Source organism: Cupriavidus necator, assembly GCF_013141915.1.
Classification (GTDB): domain Bacteria; phylum Pseudomonadota; class Gammaproteobacteria; order Burkholderiales; family Burkholderiaceae; genus Cupriavidus; species Cupriavidus necator_B.
The window spans coordinates 66654-82772 of the sequence record NZ_SROX01000023.1 but is presented as its reverse complement, the minus strand read 5'-3'; the positions used below and the strand labels follow the sequence as shown (position 1 = coordinate 82772).

Sequence of the window (16119 nt, the reverse complement as noted above, 5' to 3'; positions counted from 1 at the left end):
ATTCGCAACTGTTTGCAACGGAAGCGTCGCGCCTTCCGCGGTCGCCCCCAACGCGGCACATGCGGAAGCCGCCGCTTCCTATTAGGATGCTGGCAAGCCCCTTCTGACGCGGGGCCAACCCCAAACTTGACTGCTCCACGCCTATGACAACACCAACCACGCTGCTCGACCTGGCCGGTGCCAGCCGTACGCCTTCCGCCTGGGAAGCCTCTGTCCTGATCCTGATCGACCATCAGCGCGAGTACGTCGATGGCCGCCTGCCGCTGGCCGGCATGCCGGCCGCCGTGGCCGCCTGCGCGGACTTGCTGGCACTGGCGCGCGCGCATGGAACGCCCGTGATCCACGTGGCGCACCATGGCCGGCCCGGCAGCCTGGCGTTCGATCCCACCGGTCCGTATGCCGCCTTCATTGAGGGCCTGGGACCCCGGGCCGACGAAATCACCGTCACCAAGGGTTTGCCCAACAGCTTTGCCGGCACCACGCTGGCCGATGCGCTGTCCGGGCTTGGGCGCAAGGAATTGATCGTGGCGGGGTTCCAGACCCATATGTGTGTCAGCGCGACGGTGCGCGCGGCGCTTGACCATGGCTTTCGCAGCACGGTCGTCGCCGCGGCGTGCGCCACGCGCGATCTGCCTGATCCCTTGGGTGGGCCAGCCGTGCCTGCGGCCGACCTGCACCGCAGCACGCTGGCCGCGCTCAACGACCGCTTCGCCACGGTCGTCGCCGATGCCGGCGCCTGGCGGCGCTAAACGGCGACCGGCCACGTGCGCAGGCATAGCACGGTGTGGTCGCGCGGACGCAACTTCAGTTCCAGCGCGGTCGGGATGCCGCGCCGCGTGATTTGCGCAATGAAGCGCGCGGTGTCCGCCGCCGGTGGCGCACCGCAGCGTATCGCCAGCCGCAGGATATGCAGCGGCACGAACTGCTCCGGCTCGCACATGTCGGCCAGCGCCGTGGGGCTGAAGTGCAGCGGCTGCCGGGCCAGCGCAATAAAGCGCCCGCGCAGCCACGCCAGCGTGCCCGCTGGGGCCGCCAGGCCTTCTCCTTCGCTGCCAAGGCGTGTGACGCCGTGCGCCCGCGGCTGCCACAGCGCGCCGGCAACCAGTAGCGGTGCTCGGGTGCTGCCTTCATCGTCCGTGCAGGCATCGAGCGTCACGACCCCGCCGATCAGGTCGTAGGTGGCGGCGACCGCGGCGAACCGGCGGTGGTAGCCAATGACGCAATCCATGTCTTCGTCATAAACCGGCCGGGCATCGCGCGGCACCCGCGCGGAGCGCATTTCGAACCAGCCCGGGCTGACCGGGTTGCGGCCGGTCCAGGGCAAGGCGGGCTCGGGGCAGGCTGGCGTAAGGCTGGGGAATGGCAAGACGGGCTCCAGCGATGGTCGGAGCTTCAAGGTACCGGGCGTAGACATGGCCCGAAATGAGACGAGCCTTGTTCCGGCGAACCCCATGGTTTCGCGAAGGGATCCCATGTCAGCCGGCGGATCGCGCGCGGCAATGAAAAAAGCCAGCGCGAGGCTGGCTTTCCTGAATCTGGTGGGTGGTACAGGGATTGAACCTGTGACCCCTGCCGTGTGAAGGCAGTGCTCTACCGCTGAGCTAACCACCCCTGTCTGCGTCGTCGTTGCCGTCGTGCAGCAGAGAAATGAGATTATGCAGAGGCTCTTGTATCTTGTAAAGCCCTTTTTTGATTTTTGTCACGCGGCGAGCGTTCCGGGCGCTTCCGCCGGGTCGTCCTGCCATACGGTCTTACCGCCGCTTGCCTTGTCCAGGCCCTTCAGCAGGGCGAGATGCGCTTGCTGTTCCTCGTCCGTGGCGCGCAGTACCGGCAAGGTCAGCCTGGACAGGTCGGCGGTAGTCACCACGCCGCCCTGGCCGCTGTTGCTGTCAAGCGTGTCGATCACCAGCGAATCCTGGCCGCGCGTCATCGCCAGGTAGACCTCGGCCAGCAGTTCGGCATCGAGCAGCGCGCCGTGCAGCGTGCGGTGGGCGTTGCCGATGCCGAGGCGTTCGCACAGCGCATCCAGCGAGTTGCGCTTGCCGGGGAACATCTGGCGGGCTTCGCGCAAGGTATCGATCACGTTGCCGACATGCTGGCGGAACGGCGGCAGGCCCAGCAGCTGGAATTCCATGTCGAGGAAGCCCAGGTCGAACTGCGCGTTGTGGATGATCAGCTCGGCGTCCTGCACGAACGCGCGGATGTCGTGAACGACTTCGGCAAAGCGGGGCTTGTCGGCCAGGAACTCGACCGTGATGCCGTGCACGGCAATCGCGCCTTCGTCGATATCGCGTTCGGGGTTGACGTAGAAGTGCAGGTGGCGCCCCGTCAGGCGCCGGTTCATCAGCTCGACGCAGCCGATTTCGATCAGGCGGTCGCCGGTGGCGGCATTCAGGCCGGTGGTTTCGGTATCGAGAACGATTTGTCGCATGGCGGGCATTCTAGCGGAGCGGGGCTGGCGTTCCGCGCTTGTTGTTGTCTTGCTGCAGGCTCGGCTCAGCGGCCGATCGATTCGACGCCGCGGTTGGCCAGCGCGTCGGCGCGCTCGTTGCCGGGGTGGCCGTTGTGGCCACGCACCCAGTGCCAGGAGATCTGGTGCGGTTGCGCCAGGGTGTCCAGCGCCTGCCACAGGTCGGCGTTCTTGACCGGTTTCTTGTCTGCGGTTTTCCAGCCGCGTGCCTTCCAGCCGGGCAGCCATTCGCTGATGCCTTTCTGCACGTACTGCGAGTCGGTATAGACGCGCACCACGCAGGGCCGCTTGAGCGCGCGCAGCGCTTCGATCACGGCGGTCATTTCCATGCGGTTATTGGTGGTGTTCGGCTCGCCGCCGAACAGCTCTTTCTCGCTGGTGCCGGCGACGAGCACCGCGCCCCAGCCGCCGCGGCCGGGATTGCCCTTGCAGGCGCCGTCGGAGTAGATCGTGACTTCTTGCATGTGATTCCGTGGTGGCCACCCGCGGAGCGGGTGGCGCATTGAGGGGCAAATAGGGCGAAAGGGCGAATAGCGCGCGGCCGGGCCGCGTCAATGCTCCTTGCCGGGGGTCTTGCCATGCGTGCCGGTGGGCGTGGCCACGGGCGCCGACACCGGCGCCAGCGCCGGCTTGCTCTTCCAGGCCGGTCCCACCAGCCGGATATTGCGCACGCGCTTGATCGCCGAAATCATATAGACCGCGCCGAAGATCGGCCACCAGCGGTCGCCGGCCTTTTCCATGAAGGCGGAGCGCTGCAGCCAGCGGTCGGTGCGGTACGGCGGGCAATAGCAGCCGAAGCGGCCGCGGATGATATCGAAGCCGAGCAACTTGAGCCAGTCCTTGATGCGCACGAAACCGATCTGCTGCGCGTCCGTCGGCAGGAACGGCGTGGCGCCGAGCCGGTTCATGCCCTGGCGCGCGCCCCACAGGCTCATCGGGTTGAAGCAGGTGACGACCACGCGGCCCTCCGGCATCAGCACCCGCGAGACTTCGCGCAGCACTTCATGCGGGTCTTCGGCGAATTCCAGGATATGCGGCAGGGTGACCAGGTCGATGCTCTGGGTGTCGAACGGCAGTTCGTCGAAACGGCACAGCAGCTGGCGCGCATCCGGATGTGCGGCGCGGGGCCCGTGCGGGCCGCTGGACGGATCCAGCGCCAGCGCCGAGAACGGCATCCGGTTCTCGCGCAGGGTATCGATATACGGCAGGCCCAGCTGGACCGCGTGGTAGCCGAAGATGTCGGTCACGGTGCGGTCGTACTGCTGCGCCTCCCAGCGCAGCATGTACTCGCCGGGCGGCGAGGCCAGCCAGTCTTCCCAGCTTACAATCGAGTGATTGGGACGATTGGACATAGGAGCATGCGCATGTTGAAGGTTGAGCCGATCCCGGCGTTCCAGGATAACTATATCTGGGCCATCCACGACGGGCACTGCGCCGCCGTGGTCGATCCTGGCGAGGCTGCGCCGGTGGAGCGCTTTCTGGCGCAAAGCGGTCTGGCTCTGGGCGCTATTGTAATCACCCATCACCACGGCGATCACCAGGGCGGCGTGGCCGAGCTGCTGGCGGCGCATCCGCGCGCGCCCTCGGGCGAGCCGCTGCCGGTGCTGGGCCCGGCGGGCGAGCGTATCGGCGGGCGCACCCAGGCGCTGCGCGAGGGCGATGTGGCGACGCTCGCGGCGCCGGCGCTGACCCTGCGCGTGCTGGACGTGCCCGGCCACACGGCCGGCCATATCGCCTACGTCGCCGACCTGGGCGAAGCCGGCCCGGCCGTGTTCTGCGGCGATACCCTGTTCGCGAGCGGCTGCGGACGGCTGTTCGAAGGCACGCCGGCGCAGATGCTGGCGTCGCTGGACAAGCTGGCGGCGCTGCCCGGCGACACCCGCGTCTATTGCGCGCATGAATACACGCGCAGCAACGTGCGCTTCGCCCGCGCGGTCGAGCCCGGCAATGCCGCGCTGGCGGCGTGGGAGCAACGCGTCGAGGCACTGCGCGCGGCGGACCGGCCGACGCTGCCGACCACCATCGCCCATGAGCGCGAGGTCAACCCGTTCCTGCGCTCGCGCGAACCTACCGTGCGCGCGACGGTGTCAGCCCAGGGCGGGGCCACCACGGACGATGCCCAGGCGTTCGGCGCGCTGCGGGGCTGGAAGGACAATTTCCGCTGACCCCGGTCCGCGCCCCATGGCGCCACAAGGCAGGGCGGCCAGCCGCCGTATATTCGCTATGTGGAAAATCTGATTGACGCGATACGCGGTTTTTTTTAGCATCACGCAACCTTTTAGCGTCACGATTTGAGAATTTAATGAAAATTGGTCGACTACTGGCGGTGGTCGCGTGCGCCGCGCTGCTTGCAGCGTGCGCCAGCACCCCCACGCCGCCTGAGGGCACCATCGGTGCCGCGACCGCCCAGACTGCCAAGCGCCAGGACCCGCTCAACTCGCTCAGCGACAAGTCCGCGCTGTCTTCCTCTTCCACTATCAATGTCGACCAGGGCGGCCTGGACTGGCTGCGCGGCCCGTCCAACGACATCTGGGATCGCATCCGGCGCGGCTTTGCCATGCCGGACCTGGAGGGCACGCTGGTCGATGATCGTACCCAGTGGTATGCGCAGCGGCCGGAGTACATGGAACGGATGGTCGGGCGCTCGAGCCGCTACCTCTACCACATCGTCGAGGAGCTGGAACAGCGCAAGATGCCGACCGAGCTGGCGCTGCTGCCGTTCGTCGAGAGCGCGTTCAACCCGCAGGCGCAGTCCACCGCCAAGGCGGCCGGGATGTGGCAGTTCATCCCGAGCACGGGCAAGTCGTACAACCTGAAGCAAAACATGTTCCGCGACGAGCGCCGCGACGTGCTGGCCTCGACCGACGCCGCGCTGGACTACCTGGCGCGGCTCTATGACATGTTCGGCGACTGGCACCTGGCGCTGGCCGCGTACAACTGGGGCGAGGGCGCCGTGTCGCGGGCAATCGCGCGCAACCAGGCGCGCGGGCTGCCGACCGACTACGCCAGCCTGCCGATGCCCAACGAGACGCGCTACTACGTGCCCAAGCTGCAGGCGGTCAAGAACATCATCGCCAACCCGGCCGCGTACGGCGTCAAGTTGCCCGAGATCCCGGACCACCCGTACTTCGTCACGGTGACCACCTCGCGCGACATCGACGTGAACCTCGCGGCCAAGCTGGCGGACATGTCGGTGGAGGAATTCAAGGCCCTGAACCCGTCGTTCAACCGGCCGGTGATCCTGGGTGCGTCGAACCCGCAGATCCTGCTGCCGTTCGATAACGCCGAGCGCTTCCAGTACAACCTGAACACCTATCGCGGCGGGCTGTCGAGCTGGGCCGCGGTGACGGTGGACAGCCGCGAGCGCGTCGAATCGCTGGCGGCGCGGCTGAATGTCGATGCCGATACGCTGCGCGAGATCAACAGCATCCCCAAGGGCATGCGCCTGAAAGCGGGTTCGACCGTGATGATTCCGCGCTCGGGCCGGCATGACCAGGACATCAGTGCCACGCTTGCCGACAGCGCCATGCTGGCGATGGAGCCGGACCTGCCGGATGCGCGCCGCGTGGTGGTGCGTGCCAGCCGGCGCGATACCGTGGCCTCGGTGGCGCGGCGCTATGGCGTTTCGGCCGGGCAGGTGCAGTCGTGGAACAAGCTCTCCGGCACCAAGCTGGTGGCTGGCCAGAGCCTGGTGCTGATGGTGCCGGTGCGCGGCGCCGGCGCCGTGCGGGCGGCCCGGGCCGAACGCGCCGACCGGGCCGAACGCACCGAATCGGCCAGTCGCACCGAACGCAGCGGCAAGGCCGACAAGGCTGACCAGCCTGGCAAGGGCGCCAAGGTGGTCCGGGCCTCCGCCAAGGGCAAGGGCGACGCGCGCCAGCGTGTGGTGGTCGAGGCCTCGCCACGACACGCGGCAAAGTCGGCACCCGTCGCCAAGGTGTCGGCAAAGGCCAGCACCAAGACCAGCGCCAAGGGAGTCAAGGCACGCTGACGTGGCCGGCCGCTGGGCGGCGTTGCAAAGAAGAGGGGCGATGCCGTCGGCACGCCCCTTTTTTTTCATGTGCCGGCGGCGTCCCGTGCGGCAGCGCCCTGAAACCTGGCCACGGGTGCCCGGGCCGGTGGCAAACTACCGGCATATCACAAACGACCGCAGACGCGGAGGAGACAGACATGACGGCAAGCCATGCCGTGCATGCCCGTTCGCTGGCCGACCCCGAGGGGTTCTGGGCCGAACAGGCCGCACGCATCGAGTGGGAAACCCCGTTCAGCCAGGTGCTCGACAACCGCCGCGCACCTTTTACGCGCTGGTTCGTCGGCGGGCGCACCAACCTGTGCCACAACGCGGTTGACCGCCATCTGGCGGCCCGCGCCAGCCAGCCGGCGCTGCACTGGGTCTCGACCGAGACCGACCAGGCCCGCAGCTTCACCTACGCCGAGCTGCACGCCGAGGTCAGCCGCATGGCGGCGATCCTGCAGGGATTGGGTGTGCGGCAGGGCGACCGCGTGCTGATCTACATGCCGATGATCCCGGAAGCCGCCTTTGCGATGCTGGCGTGCGCGCGCATCGGGGCGATCCATTCGGTGGTGTTCGGCGGCTTTGCCTCGGTCAGCCTGGCCGCGCGCATCGAGGATGCCCGGCCACGCGTGGTGGTCAGCGCCGACGCCGGTTCGCGCGCCGGCAAGGTGGTGCCGTACAAGCCGCTGCTCGACGAGGCCATCCGGCTGTCGTCGCACCAGCCCGAGAAGGTGCTGCTGGTGGACCGGGGGCTGGCGGACATGCCCCGCGCCGAAGGCCGCGATGAAGACTACGCGGCGTGGCGCGAGCAAGTCGCCGCCGTGCAGGTGCCGTGCGTGTGGCTGGAGTCGAGCGAACCATCCTATGTGCTCTATACCTCCGGCACCACCGGCAAGCCCAAGGGCGTGCAGCGCGATACCGGCGGCTATGCGGTGGCGCTAGCGACCTCGATGGAGTACATCTTCTGCGGCAAGGCCGGTGACACCATGTTCACCGCGTCGGACATCGGCTGGGTGGTCGGGCACAGCTATATCGTCTATGGCCCGCTGCTGGCCGGCATGGCCACGCTGATGTATGAGGGCACGCCGATCCGCCCCGATGGCGGCATCCTGTGGCGCCTGGTCGAACAATACCGGGTCAACCTGATGTTCAGCGCCCCGACCGCGATCCGCGTGCTGAAGAAGCAGGACCCGGCGTGGCTGACGCGTTACGACCTGTCCAGCCTGCGGCTGCTGTTCCTGGCAGGCGAGCCGCTGGACGAGCCGACCGCGCGCTGGATCCAGGACGGCCTGGGCAAGCCCGTGGTCGACAACTACTGGCAGACCGAATCCGGCTGGCCCATCATCGCGATCCAGCGCGGCATCGAGGCGCTGCCGCCCAAGCTGGGCTCGCCCGGGGTGCCGGCCTACGGCTATGACCTGAAGATCGTCGACGAGAACACTGGTGCGGAATGCCCGCCCGGGCAGAAGGGCGTGGTCGCCATCGACGGCCCGCTGCCGCCGGGTTGCATGAGCACGGTCTGGGGCGACGATGACCGCTTCGTGCGCACTTACTGGCAGGCGGTGCCGAACCGTATGTGCTACTCGACGTTCGACTGGGGCGTGCGCGATGCCGACGGCTATGTCTTTATCCTGGGCCGCACCGACGACGTCATCAATGTGGCCGGCCACCGGCTGGGCACGCGCGAGATCGAAGAAAGCCTGTCGTCCAGCGCGGCCGTGGCCGAGGTGGCGGTGGTGGGGGTGCAGGACGCGCTCAAGGGGCAGGTGGCGATGGCGTTCTGCATTGCGCGCGATCCGGCGCGCACGGCCACGCCGCAGGCGCGGCTGGCGCTGGAAGGCGAGCTGATGAAGACCGTCGAGCAGCAACTCGGCGCGGTGGCGCGCCCGGCGCGCGTGTTCTTCGTCAATGCGCTGCCCAAGACGCGTTCGGGCAAGCTGCTGCGGCGTGCCATGCAGGCCGTGGCCGAGGGCCGGGACCCCGGCGACCTCACGACCATCGAAGACCCGGCCGCGCTGGAACAGCTACAGGCCGCGTTGAAAGGTTAGTGCCGGGAAAAGGCGATGCGGGTGCCGGGCGGGGCACATCGCATCGCGGTCTTGCCATCGGTCGTGATGCAGTCTAATATTTGAAGCATAAAATATTTAACCTTGATCTAGATCGCGGCCCGGAGCCGATGCGTCGTATGCGACGCGACTGGCACAGCCGGCAGGAGGCAACAGATGCGTGTGCTTTGTATTGGCGGAGGCCCCGCCGGCCTGTACTTCGGCCTGCTGATGAAACTGCAGGACCCGGCCAATGAGATCATCGTGGTCGAACGCAACCGGCCGTACGACACCTTCGGCTGGGGCGTGGTGTTCTCCGACGCCACCATGGACAACCTGAAGGAAGCCGACCCGGTCAGCGCCGCCGAGATCAACGCCGCGTTCAACCATTGGGACGATATCGACATCCATATCGGCGGGCGCACGATTCGCTCGGGCGGCCACGGCTTTATCGGCATCGGCCGCAAGCGCCTGCTCAACATCCTGCAGGCGCGCTGCGAAGCGCTCGGGGTGAAACTGGTGTTCGAGACCGATGTGTCCGACGACCAGGCCCTGGCCATGCAATACCAGGCCGACCTGGTGATCGCCTCCGATGGCCTCAACAGCCGGATCCGCACGCGCTATGCCGACACCTTCCAGCCGGATATCGACACGCGCCAGTGCCGCTTTGTCTGGCTGGGCACGCACAAGCTGTTCGATGCCTTCACCTTTGCCTTCGAAAAGACCGAGCACGGCTGGTTCCAGGCGCATGCGTACCGCTTCGACGACAACACCTCGACCTTTATCGTCGAGGCGCCGGAATCGGTCTGGCGCGCAGCCGGCATCGAAGAGATGAGCCAGGAAGAGGGCGTGGCGTACTGCGAGACACTGTTCGCGCGCTACCTCGACGGCAACAAGCTGATCACCAATGCGGCGCACCTGCGCGGCTCGGCGATCTGGATCCGCTTCCCGCGCGTGATCTGCCGGCAATGGGTGCACTGGAACACCTTGCCCGATGGCCGCCGCGTGCCGGTGGTGCTGATGGGCGATGCCGCGCACACCGCGCATTTCTCGATCGGCTCGGGCACCAAGCTGGCACTGGAAGATGCCATCGACCTGGCCCGCGAAATCCGCGGCAAGGGCCATGACGGACTGCCCGACGCGCTGGCGCGCTACGAAGCCACGCGCGGCGTGGAAGTGCTGAAGATTCAGAACGCGGCGCGCAACTCGACCGAGTGGTTCGAGAACGTCGAGCGCTATGCCGGCAGCCTGCCGCCGGAACAGTTCGCCTATTCGCTGCTGACGCGCTCGCAGCGGATTTCTCACGAGAACCTGCGCGTGCGCGATGCCGGCTATGTCGCGCAATTCGAGCACTGGCTGGCGCAGCAGGCCGGCGTGCCGGCGGACAGCCTGCGGCTGCGCGAGCACCAGCCGCTGCCGCCGATGTTCACGCCGTTCCGCCTGCGCGGGGTCACGCTGAAGAACCGCGTGGTGGTGTCGCCGATGGCGATGTATTCCTGCGCCGACGGCGTGCCGGGCGACTTTCATCTGGTCCACCTGGGCGCGCGCGCGCTCGGCGGCGCCGGCATGGTGGTGGCGGAGATGACCTGCGTGTCGCCCGACGCGCGCATCACGCCGGGGTGCCCGGGCTTGTGGAACGACGCGCAGCGCGACGCCTGGCAGCGCATCGTCGCGTTCGTGCATGGCAACAGCGATGCGCGCATCGCCATGCAGATCGGCCACGCGGGCCGCAAGGGCTCGACCCAGCTCGGCTGGGAGGCGATGGACCATCCGCTGCCGGCGGGCAACTGGCCGGTGCTGTCGGCCTCGCCACTGCCTTACCTGCCGGGCGAATCGCAGACCCCGCGCGAGATGACCCGCGCGGACATGGAGCGCGTGCGCGATGATTTCGTCGCCAGCGCGCGCCGCGCCGCCGAGGCGGGCTTCGATTGGCTCGAGCTGCACTGCGCGCACGGCTACTTGCTGTCGAGCTTTATCTCGCCGCTGACCAATACGCGCGAGGACGAATACGGCGGATCGCTGGCGGCACGGCTGCGCTATCCGCTCGAGGTGTTTGCCGCGGTGCGCGCGGTGTGGCCGCAGGACAAGCCGATGTCGGTGCGCATTTCCGCCCATGACTGGGTCGAGGGCGGCATCACGCCCGATGACGCGGTCGAGATTGCGCGTGCCTTCAAGGCCGCGGGCGCGGACATGATCGACTGCTCGTCGGGCCAGGTCAGCCCCGACCAGGCCCCGGTCTACGGCCGCATGTACCAGACCCCGTTTGCCGACCGGATCCGCAACGAGGCCGGCATCGCCACCATTGCGGTGGGTGCGATCTTCGAGGCCGACCATGTCGACTCGATCATCGCCGCCGGCCGCGCTGACCTGTGCGCGATCGCTCGCCCGCATCTGGCCAATCCGGCCTGGACGCTGCACGAAGCGGCGCGCATCGGCTACCGCGATATTCCATGGCCCAAGCAGTACCTGGCCGGCAAGCGGCAACTGGAAACCAATCTCGAACGCGCGGCGGCGCAGGAGAAGCAGGCATGACCGGCGCAGCGGGTGCATTGGCGGGGCGCCACGCGCTGGTCACCGGCGGCGGGCGCGGCATCGGCGCGGCGATCGCGCGGCGGTTGCTGGCCGACGGCGCCAGCGTCACGCTGCTGGGGCGCGATGCCGGCACGCTGCAAGCCACGGTGCAGGCGCTGCGCGGGCAGGCGCCGGCGGGTGCGATCGTTGCGTTCGTCACGGCCGACATTGCCGATGCCGGCAGCGTTGCGCGCGCCTTTGCCGCGGCCACGGAGCAGGGCGGTCCGGTCGCGATGCTGGTCAACAATGCCGGCCAGGCGCACAGCGCGCCATTCCTCAAGACCGATGCCGCGCTGTGGCAGCGCATGCTGGACGTCAACCTGACCGGCACCTTCCTGTGCACGCAGGCGGCGCTGCCGGCGATGCTGGAGGCGGGCTGGGGTCGCATCGTCAACGTGGCCAGCACCGCGGGGCTGGTCGGCTATGGCTACGTCAGCGCGTACTGCGCCGCCAAGCACGGCGTGATCGGCCTGACGCGGGCGCTGGCACTGGAAACCGCGGCCAGGGGCGTGACCGTCAACGCAGTGTGCCCCGGCTATACCGAAACCGATATTGTGCGCGACGCGGTCGCCAATATCGTCGGCAAGACCGGCCGCACCGAGGCACAGGCGCGCGCCGAGCTGGCCGCGCGCAACCCGCAACGCCGGCTGGTCCAGCCCGACGAAGTGGCCGACGCGGTGGCCTGGCTGTGCCAGCCGTCCGCCGCCGCCATGACCGGGCAGGCTGTCGCCGTCGCCGGCGGCGAAGTGATGGCGGGTTGAAGCCCACTGACTGCAGCAGACAACGAGAGAACCCATGACAGAGATCGCACTCGACATGCGCCACCACAAGCGCAGCTTTGCCGGCTACCAGCCTGAGCACTTCCTGTGGTCGGTGTCCGGCGACGGCAAGGTCGGCACCGTGACGCTGAACCGACCCGAACGCAAGAACCCGCTCACCTTCGATTCCTACGCCGAGCTGCGCGACCTGTTCCGCGGCCTGTGCTACGCCAGCGACATCAAGGCGGTGGTAGTGACCGGCGCGGGCGGCAACTACTGCTCGGGCGGCGACGTGCATGAAATCATTGGCCCGCTGACGCGCATGTCGATGCCGGAACTGCTCGACTTCACGCGCATGACCGGCGACCTCGTCAAGGCAATGCGCGTGTGCCCGCAGCCGGTGGTGAGCGCGGTCGACGGCATCTGCGCCGGCGCGGGCGCGATGATGGCGCTGGCTTCGGACATGCGCCTGGGCACGGCCCAGGCAAAAACCGCGTTCCTGTTCACGCGGGTGGGCCTGGCCGGCGCCGACATGGGCGCGTGCACGCTGCTGCCGCGCGTGATCGGGCAGGGCCGTGCCAGCGAGCTGCTGTACACAGGCCGCTCGATGAGCGCGGACGAAGGCCTGCAGTGGGGCTTCTTCAACGCGCTGCATCCGTCCGAAGCGGTGCTGGCGCAGGCGCAGGCGCTGGCCGCGCAACTGGCCGCCGGCCCGACCTTTGCGCACGGCGTGACCAAGAAGCTGCTGCACCAGGAATGGAACATGGGCCTCGACGAGGCCATCGAAGCCGAAGCCGAGGCGCAGGCCATCTGCATGCAGACGCGCGATTTCCGCCGCGCCTATGAAGCCTTCGTCGCGAAGACCAAGCCGGTATTCGAAGGGGACTGAACCGTCATGTCCGACAAGACCTACCTGGATCTGCCGCTGTTCGACGACGCCCACCGCGCGCTGGAGCGCGAGCTCGACGGCTGGTGCGCACAGCACCTGCACGTAGACCACAGTGACACCGATGCCGCGTGCCGCGCGCTGGTGCGGCAGCTGGGCGAGGCGGGCTGGCTGCGCTACTGCGTGCCGGCCGCGCATGGCGGCGCGCTGCCGGCGCTCGATTCGCGCTCCCTGTGCCTGCTGCGCGAGACGCTCGCGCGCCATGACGGCCTGGCCGATTTTGCCTTTGCCATGCAGGGGCTGGGATCGGGTGCGATCTCGCTGGCGGGTAGCGACGCGCTGCGTGCGCGTTACCTGCTGCGCGTGGCCCGTGGTGAGGCGATTGCGGCGTTCGCGCTGTCGGAGCCCGAGGCCGGCTCGGATGTCGCCGCGATGCAGTGCAGCGCGCGCCTGTCGGACGACGGCAGCCAATATGTGGTCGATGGCGCCAAGACCTGGATTTCGAACGGCGGCATCGCCGACTTCTACTGCGTGTTCGTGCGCACCGGCGAAGCACCGGGCGCGCGTGGCATCACGGCGCTGGTGGTCGACGCCGATACGCCGGGCCTGACCATCGCCGAGCGCATCGACGTGATGGCGCCGCATCCGCTGGCCACGCTGCGCTTCGACCAGTGCCGCGTGCCGGTGGGCAACCGGCTGGGCGAGGCCGGGCAGGGCTTCAAGGTAGCGATGATGACGCTCGACATCTTCCGCGCCTCGGTCGCGGCGGCGGCGCTGGGCTTTGGCCGTGCCGCGCTGGACGATGCGCTGGGGCGCGCCCGTGCACGCCCGATGTTCGGCGGCGTGCTGGCCGACCTGCAGCTGACGCAGGCCGCCATCGGCGACATGGCCACCGCCATCGACGCCGCTGCGCTGCTGACCTACCGCGCGGCGTGGCTGCGCGATGTCAGGGGCCAGCGCACCACGCGCGAGGCGGCCATGGCCAAGATGGTCGCCACCGAGAACGCGCAGCAGGTGATCGACCGCGCGGTGCAGATGTTCGGCGGCCTTGGCGTCCGGGTCGGCACGCGCGTGGAAAGCCTGTACCGCGAGATCCGCTCGTTGCGCATCTATGAAGGCGCCACGGAAGTGCAGAAGCTGATCATCGCGCGCGAGACACTGGCCGGGCATCAGGCCTGACGGCCCACGCGCTACCCGACGAACTGCCGTACCGATACAGAGCAGACAGGAGACAAGCCATGGCGACCACAGCCCACCTCGATACCTTCGCGCGCGACCGCCTGCCGCCGCAAAACCTGTGGCCGGTGTTCCGCTTCAATGCCGATACCGACTACCCCGAGCGGATCAATGCCGCGGCGGAGCTGGTCGACCGCCACGTGCGCGAAGGCCGCGGCGAGCGCATCGCCATCCGCCATCGCCGCGACGGCCGCATCGAGACGGTCAGCTACGCACAGCTGGCGGCGCTGGTGAACCGCATTGCCCATGTGCTGGTCGAGGACATGGGGTTGGTGCCCGGCAACCGCGTGCTGCTGCGCGGCCCCAACAACCTGATGATGGCGGCCAGCTGGCTGGCCACGCTCAAGGCCGGCATGGTCGCGGTGCCGACCATGCCGCTGCTGCGCGCCAGGGAGCTGAAGCAGATCATCGACAAGGCGCAGGTCACGGCCGCGCTGTGCGATGTGCGGCTGCGCGAGGAACTCGACGCCAACCAGCGGGCCGGTGGCGAATGCCATTGCCCGAGCCTGGCGCGCACGCTGCATTTCAACGGCGAAGGCGAGGGCTCGCTGGAGGCGGCGATCGCTGGCAAGCCGGATACCTTCGATGCCTGCGATACCGCCAGCGATGATGTCTGCCTGATCGCCTTCACCAGCGGCACCACCGGCCAGCCCAAGGGCACCATGCATTTCCATCGCGACGTGCTGGCCATGTGTGACCTGTTCCCGCGCCATGTGCTGCGGCCGCAGCCGGATGACGTGTTCTGCGGCACGCCGCCGATTGCCTTTACCTTCGGCCTGGGCGGCATGCTGTGTTTCCCGCTGCGCATCGGCGCCAGCGCCGTGCTGGCCGAGAAGCTGACGCCCGAGACGCTGCTGGAACTGATCCAGGATTTCCGCGCCACCATCGTCTTTACCGCGCCAACCTTCTACCGGCAGATGGCGGCGCTGGCGCCGCGCTATGAGCTGTCCAGCCTGAAGAAAAGTGTTTCTGCCGGCGAAGCGCTGCCGGATGCCACCCGCCAGAGCTGGAAGGCTGCCACCGGCATCGAGATGATCGACGGCATCGGCGGCACCGAGATGATGCATATCTTTATCTCCAGCGCCGGCGCCGAGGTCAGGCCGGGCGCGATCGGGCGCGTGGTGCCGGGCTATGTCGCGCAGATCGTCGATGAGAACATGCAGCCCTTGCCGCCCGGGCAGGTCGGCAAGCTCGCGGTGCAGGGCCCCACCGGTTGCCGCTACCTGGATGACCCGCGCCAGGCCAATTACGTGAAGGCGGGCTGGAACCTGCCCGGCGATACCTTCATGGCCGACGCGGACGGCTACTACTTCTACCAGGCGCGCTCGGACGACATGATCATCTCGGCCGGCTACAACATCGCCGGGCCCGAGGTGGAAAGTGCGCTGATGCAGCACGAGGCCGTGGCCGAATGCGGCGTGGTCGGCGCGCCTGACGACGGGCGCGGCCAGGTGGTAATGGCCTACGTCGTGCTGCGCGAAGGCGTGGCTGCCGATGACGCGACCCGCACCGCACTGCAGGATTACGTGAAGCGCCAGATCGCCCCCTACAAATACCCGCGTCGCATCGAGTTCGTGCCGGCGCTGCCGCGCACCGAGACCGGCAAGCTGCAGCGCTTCCGGCTGCGGCAAATGGCCGAGCAGGGCAAGGTGGCCGATGGCGGCAACAACCAGGCGGGCAAGCCATGAGCGACGTCTTCCGCAACACCGTGCTGGTGCGCTTCAAGCACTGCGACGCCGCCGGCATCGTGTTCTACCCGCGCTACTTCGAAATGCTCAACGACCTGATCGAGGACTGGTTCAGCGAGGCGCTGGCCTGGCCGTTCGACGCCATGCATGGCGAAGGCCGCGCCGGCGTGCCCACGGCTGAACTGGAGTGCCGCTTCCTGGCGCCCAGCCGGCTGGGCGAAGTGCTGACGCGCGAGTTGCGCGTGCTGAAGCTGGGCCAGTCCAGCTTCACCCTGGCGATCCGCTTTGCCGGCCCGCGCGACGATACCCGCATGGAAGTGACGCAAAGGCTGGTCTGCGTCGACACCGGCGCGATAGCGCCGCAGCCGCTGCCCGAATCCGTGCGCGAGGCCATGGCCGGCTATCTGGTCGCCGCGGCCTGAGCCCGAATTTCCATCCACCCATACCAAG

14 protein-coding genes and 1 tRNA gene are annotated in these 16119 nt (G+C 68.2%); 10 read left to right on the top strand and 5 right to left on the bottom strand.

The window, feature by feature from the left end:
- Window positions 1–143 precede the first annotated feature (143 nt).
- Complete coding sequence (locus tag E5S69_RS29095) at window positions 144–749, top strand: cysteine hydrolase family protein (protein ID WP_171517892.1); 606 nt, start codon at window positions 144–146, stop codon at window positions 747–749.
- Here E5S69_RS29095 and E5S69_RS29090 read toward each other — a convergent pair.
- The 5 genes from E5S69_RS29090 to E5S69_RS29070 form a co-directional block, all read right to left on the bottom strand.
- Entirely contained in the window at window positions 746–1366 is a 621-nt protein-coding gene (locus E5S69_RS29090; RefSeq protein ID WP_171517891.1) for a hypothetical protein, read from the bottom strand. The two genes, E5S69_RS29095 and E5S69_RS29090, sit on opposite strands and share 4 nt — an antisense overlap.
- A gap of 170 nt (window positions 1367–1536) precedes the next feature.
- A tRNA-Val gene (locus tag E5S69_RS29085) sits at window positions 1537–1611 on the bottom strand.
- Between the two features lie 88 nt (window positions 1612–1699).
- Complete coding sequence (gene dnaQ, locus E5S69_RS29080) at window positions 1700–2440, bottom strand: DNA polymerase III subunit epsilon (protein WP_171517890.1); 741 nt, start codon at window positions 2438–2440, stop codon at window positions 1700–1702.
- A gap of 56 nt (window positions 2441–2496) precedes the next feature.
- Window positions 2497–2934, bottom strand: coding sequence for a ribonuclease HI (gene rnhA / locus E5S69_RS29075; protein ID WP_018007845.1), 438 nt, complete (start codon window positions 2932–2934; stop codon window positions 2497–2499).
- Window positions 2935–3021: 87 nt separating this feature from the next.
- Window positions 3022–3822 (bottom strand): methyltransferase domain-containing protein, encoded by an 801-nt coding sequence (locus E5S69_RS29070; protein ID WP_171517889.1) that lies wholly within the window; start codon window positions 3820–3822, stop codon window positions 3022–3024.
- A gap of 12 nt (window positions 3823–3834) precedes the next feature.
- Here E5S69_RS29070 and gloB point away from each other — a divergent pair, with 12 nt between their 5' ends.
- The 9 genes from gloB to E5S69_RS29025 all read left to right on the top strand — a co-directional run bounded on the left by gloB (window position 3835) and on the right by E5S69_RS29025 (window position 16091).
- Entirely contained in the window at window positions 3835–4635 is an 801-nt protein-coding gene (gene gloB, locus E5S69_RS29065) for a hydroxyacylglutathione hydrolase (protein WP_171517888.1), read from the top strand.
- A gap of 137 nt (window positions 4636–4772) precedes the next feature.
- A complete protein-coding gene (locus E5S69_RS29060) occupies window positions 4773–6461 on the top strand; it encodes a transglycosylase SLT domain-containing protein (RefSeq protein WP_171517887.1) in 1689 nt (562 codons plus the stop codon).
- Between the two features lie 143 nt (window positions 6462–6604).
- Window positions 6605–8533, top strand: a complete 1929-nt coding sequence (locus E5S69_RS29055) for a propionate--CoA ligase (protein ID WP_336510621.1) — start codon at window positions 6605–6607, stop codon at window positions 8531–8533.
- Window positions 8534–8707: 174 nt separating this feature from the next.
- Complete coding sequence (locus tag E5S69_RS29050) at window positions 8708–11062, top strand: bifunctional salicylyl-CoA 5-hydroxylase/oxidoreductase (protein ID WP_171517885.1); 2355 nt, start codon at window positions 8708–8710, stop codon at window positions 11060–11062.
- Window positions 11059–11862 (top strand): SDR family NAD(P)-dependent oxidoreductase, encoded by an 804-nt coding sequence (locus E5S69_RS29045; RefSeq protein ID WP_171517884.1) that lies wholly within the window; start codon window positions 11059–11061, stop codon window positions 11860–11862. The genes E5S69_RS29050 and E5S69_RS29045 overlap by 4 nt, the downstream gene beginning before the upstream one ends.
- A gap of 34 nt (window positions 11863–11896) precedes the next feature.
- Entirely contained in the window at window positions 11897–12748 is an 852-nt protein-coding gene (locus E5S69_RS29040; protein WP_171517883.1) for an enoyl-CoA hydratase family protein, read from the top strand.
- A gap of 6 nt (window positions 12749–12754) precedes the next feature.
- A complete protein-coding gene (locus E5S69_RS29035; protein ID WP_171517882.1) occupies window positions 12755–13924 on the top strand; it encodes an acyl-CoA dehydrogenase family protein in 1170 nt (389 codons plus the stop codon).
- A 59-nt stretch (window positions 13925–13983) separates the two neighbouring features.
- On the top strand, window positions 13984–15669 hold the full coding sequence (locus E5S69_RS29030; protein ID WP_171517881.1) for an AMP-binding protein: 1686 nt from the start codon (window positions 13984–13986) through the stop codon (window positions 15667–15669).
- The gene (locus E5S69_RS29025; protein WP_171517880.1) at window positions 15666–16091 is read left to right on the top strand and encodes an acyl-CoA thioesterase; all 426 of its coding nucleotides are present in this window, start codon (window positions 15666–15668) and stop codon (window positions 16089–16091) included. The genes E5S69_RS29030 and E5S69_RS29025 overlap by 4 nt, the downstream gene beginning before the upstream one ends.
- Window positions 16092–16119 lie beyond the last annotated feature (28 nt).

Bases quoted from the DNA above. Each gene is read 5' to 3' on its own strand.
- E5S69_RS29060 (WP_171517887.1), top strand. From the start codon at position 4,773: ATGAAAATTGGTCGACTACTGGCGGTGGTCGCGTGCGCCGCGCTGCTT.
- E5S69_RS29025 (WP_171517880.1), top strand. From the start codon at position 15,666: ATGAGCGACGTCTTCCGCAACACCGTGCTGGTGCGCTTCAAGCACTGC.
- rnhA (WP_018007845.1), bottom strand. From the start codon at position 2,934: ATGCAAGAAGTCACGATCTACTCCGACGGCGCCTGCAAGGGCAATCCC.
- dnaQ (WP_171517890.1), bottom strand. From the start codon at position 2,440: ATGCCCGCCATGCGACAAATCGTTCTCGATACCGAAACCACCGGCCTG.
- E5S69_RS29050 (WP_171517885.1), top strand. From the start codon at position 8,708: ATGCGTGTGCTTTGTATTGGCGGAGGCCCCGCCGGCCTGTACTTCGGC.
- E5S69_RS29045 (WP_171517884.1), top strand. From the start codon at position 11,059: ATGACCGGCGCAGCGGGTGCATTGGCGGGGCGCCACGCGCTGGTCACC.
- E5S69_RS29035 (WP_171517882.1), top strand. From the start codon at position 12,755: ATGTCCGACAAGACCTACCTGGATCTGCCGCTGTTCGACGACGCCCAC.
- E5S69_RS29030 (WP_171517881.1), top strand. From the start codon at position 13,984: ATGGCGACCACAGCCCACCTCGATACCTTCGCGCGCGACCGCCTGCCG.
- gloB (WP_171517888.1), top strand. From the start codon at position 3,835: ATGTTGAAGGTTGAGCCGATCCCGGCGTTCCAGGATAACTATATCTGG.
- E5S69_RS29095 (WP_171517892.1), top strand. From the start codon at position 144: ATGACAACACCAACCACGCTGCTCGACCTGGCCGGTGCCAGCCGTACG.
- E5S69_RS29070 (WP_171517889.1), bottom strand. From the start codon at position 3,822: ATGTCCAATCGTCCCAATCACTCGATTGTAAGCTGGGAAGACTGGCTG.
- E5S69_RS29040 (WP_171517883.1), top strand. From the start codon at position 11,897: ATGACAGAGATCGCACTCGACATGCGCCACCACAAGCGCAGCTTTGCC.